At 70.4% G+C, this 2544-nt stretch carries 4 protein-coding genes; all 4 read right to left on the bottom strand.

Going from position 1 to position 2544, the window contains the following annotated elements; translation table 11 throughout:
• The coding region (locus BN11_RS15440) for a translation initiation factor IF-2 N-terminal domain-containing protein (RefSeq protein WP_048699167.1) at positions 1-186 on the bottom strand (186 nt) is incomplete at its 3' end.
• Positions 187-245: 59 nt separating this feature from the next.
• Positions 246-635, bottom strand: a complete 390-nt coding sequence (locus BN11_RS21975) for a YlxR family protein (RefSeq protein WP_083433797.1) — start codon at positions 633-635, stop codon at positions 246-248.
• Position 636: 1 nt separating this feature from the next.
• On the bottom strand, positions 637-1788 hold the full coding sequence (nusA, locus tag BN11_RS15445; protein WP_083433798.1) for a transcription termination factor NusA: 1152 nt from the start codon (positions 1786-1788) through the stop codon (positions 637-639).
• Positions 1789-2298, bottom strand: a complete 510-nt coding sequence (locus BN11_RS15450; protein ID WP_048699169.1) for a ribosome maturation factor RimP — start codon at positions 2296-2298, stop codon at positions 1789-1791.
• Between the last annotated feature and the right edge of the window lie 246 nt (positions 2299-2544).

The following is a 2544-nucleotide window of genomic DNA, read 5'->3' on the forward strand; positions in this document are numbered from 1 at the left end:
GGCCGGGGCGGGCGCCGGGGCCGCTGCTTCGGTGGGGTACTTCTCGTGGTAACGACGCACCACGGGGGCCTCGATGGTCGAACTCGCTGCCTTGACGTATTCGCCCATCTCGTTCAAGCGCTCCAGGAGGACCTTGCTGGGTACTCCGACCTCTTTGGCGAGGGCGCTGACACGGATCTTCGACACTTCTCTCCTCTACTCGGTCCGCATCGAGTTGAGGCGGACCAGTTACAGCCGGGGGGAACTCATTTCTGAGTGCTCATCGGTGGCTCATCGCGGTTGACCCGCTTTCGGTCTGGTTCGGTCAGGTTTGCTTCCGGCGCACATGCTTCGAGGTATGCCGCCACGAGTGTGACCTCCAGCGGCGCGCTCATTCGGAGCGCCCGCGGGAAGGCTCGTCGTCGGACGGCCAGCGCGAGGCATTCGGGGTCCGGGTGCAGCCAGCAGCCACGCCCGGGCGTCCGAGCGGCAGGATCGGGGACCGCGGCCGGGTGGCCGTCGTGCCCCTCCCCCGCCACGATGCGCAAGAGAGCCGATCGGCTATCCGTCACCCGGCATCCGATGCACGTGCGGATCGGGCCCGCAGGTGCCATGGACGTCGAAGGACGCAGTCCAGTCCGATCGGTCTTGCCCATTCTAGCGGGTCGGGGCGGCGCCCGGCGCCTCCCCCTGCGTCTGGCCCGGCGTTCGGCCAGGAGCCTGGCCCTCGCCCTGCCCGCCCGATCCGTGGTGCGGGTGGGTGCCGCCCCCCGCTGCCGGACTGGCCACGTCGGGCCGGATGTCGATGCGCCAGCCGGTCAGCTTGGCCGCGAGCCGGGCGTTCTGGCCCTCCCGGCCGATGGCCAGGCTGAGCTGGTAGTCCGGCACGACGACTCGGGCGCTCTGCGTCTTGGGGTCGACGATCTCGACCGACTGCACCCGGGCCGGCGACAAGGCGGCGGCGACGAACTCCCGCGGGTCCTCCGACCAGTCGACGATGTCGATCTTCTCGCCCCCGAGTTCGGCCATGACGGCCCGCACCCGCGCGCCCATCGGGCCGATGCAGGCGCCCTTGGCATTCAAGCCCGGCACCTTGGAGTGGACGGCGATCTTGGTGCGGTGCCCCGCCTCCCGGGCCAGTTGCACGATCTCGACCGTGCCATTGGCGACCTCCGGCACCTCGAGTGCGAAAAGCTTGCGCACGAGGTTGGGGTGGGTGCGCGAGAGCTCGATCTGCGGGCCACGCAGCCCCCGTTTGGCCGTCACGACATAACACCGGATGCGGTCGCCGTGTTTGTAGCTCTCGCCGGGCACCTGCTCGGCGCTGGGGAGGATCCCCTCCACGGAGCCGAAGCTCACCGTCACATGCCGCGGATTCGGGCTCTGCTGGATGACGCCCGCGACGATGTCACCCTCGCGGCCCTTGAACTCCCCGAGGATCTGATCGTCCTCGACCTCGCGCAGCCGCGACAGGATGACGTGCCGCGCCGTGGCCGCGGCCACCCGGCCGAAGTCCTGTGGCGTGTGGTCGAACTCCGGGCCGAGTTCGTAGCGCGGCCGCCGCGGGCGCGCCTCCTCGCCGAGTTCGGCCTCGGCGTCGAGCTCCTCCTCGGGCAGCTCGATCTCCTCCTGCGCCCAGATGGTCACGTGCCCACTCTTGCGGTCCAATTCGGCGCGGGCGTGGCGATAGTGGCCGTCGGTTCGTTCGTATGCCGAGAGCAGCGCCTTCTCGAGCGCCGGGACGAGCACGTCCATGGAGATCCCACGCTCTGCCTCGAGGGCGCGCAAGGTGGCCGGATCGATATCCATTTACTCGTCCTTCTCCTCGGTGCTCGTGAACTCGACGGCGATGCTGGCGCGCTCGATCGCGGCATACCCCAGATCGGTCTCGGCCGGCGGCTCACCACCGGCCAGCACCACCGACTCCTCGCTCGCCCGCACGATGCGGCCGGTGACCTCCCCGTCGGCCGTGGTCGCCTTGAGCAGCCGGCCGACATTGCGGCGATAGTGCCGGGGTTCGCGCAGGGCCTTGCCGACGCCCGGCGAACTGATCTCCAGGACGTATGCCGCGCCGCCGAACGGCTCGTCACGGTCCAGTGCGTCACCGATCGCCCGCGAGTGGTCGGCGATCTCGTCCAGGCTCAGCGCCGGGGTGGGGGCATCGCTCCAGCCGTCGGGGCCGGCAGCGGGCACGCGATCGAGGGTGATCCGCACGAGTTTGCGCTTGCCCGCGGCCGAGACCTCGACACCGTCGATCACGAGGGCAGGGTCGGCCACAGCGGCGGCGGCGATCTCTCGCACGCGGTCGGCGGCACTCATGACCGGCTCCTCTCGTTAAGTTGTGACAGGTCACTCTATGCGACCCAACGGACCGCGCCCTCCTTTGGTTTCCGCGTGACATCATCGGCCCATGTCGTCTCCCCGACCCTCCGCCGACGCGGGCCGGCCCCGCCGCGCGGCGCTTCGCGGAGGCCTTCTGGCCGGGGCCGGACTGGCCCTCAGCGCGTGCGGCATCCGGCTCGAGGACGACGCCCCGAAGGTCCCGCTCGTGCCGACCCGGACCCC

The organism is Nostocoides australiense Ben110 (assembly GCF_001050535.1).
In the GTDB taxonomy this organism is placed as follows: Bacteria; Actinomycetota; Actinomycetes; order Actinomycetales; family Dermatophilaceae; genus Nostocoides_A; species Nostocoides_A australiense.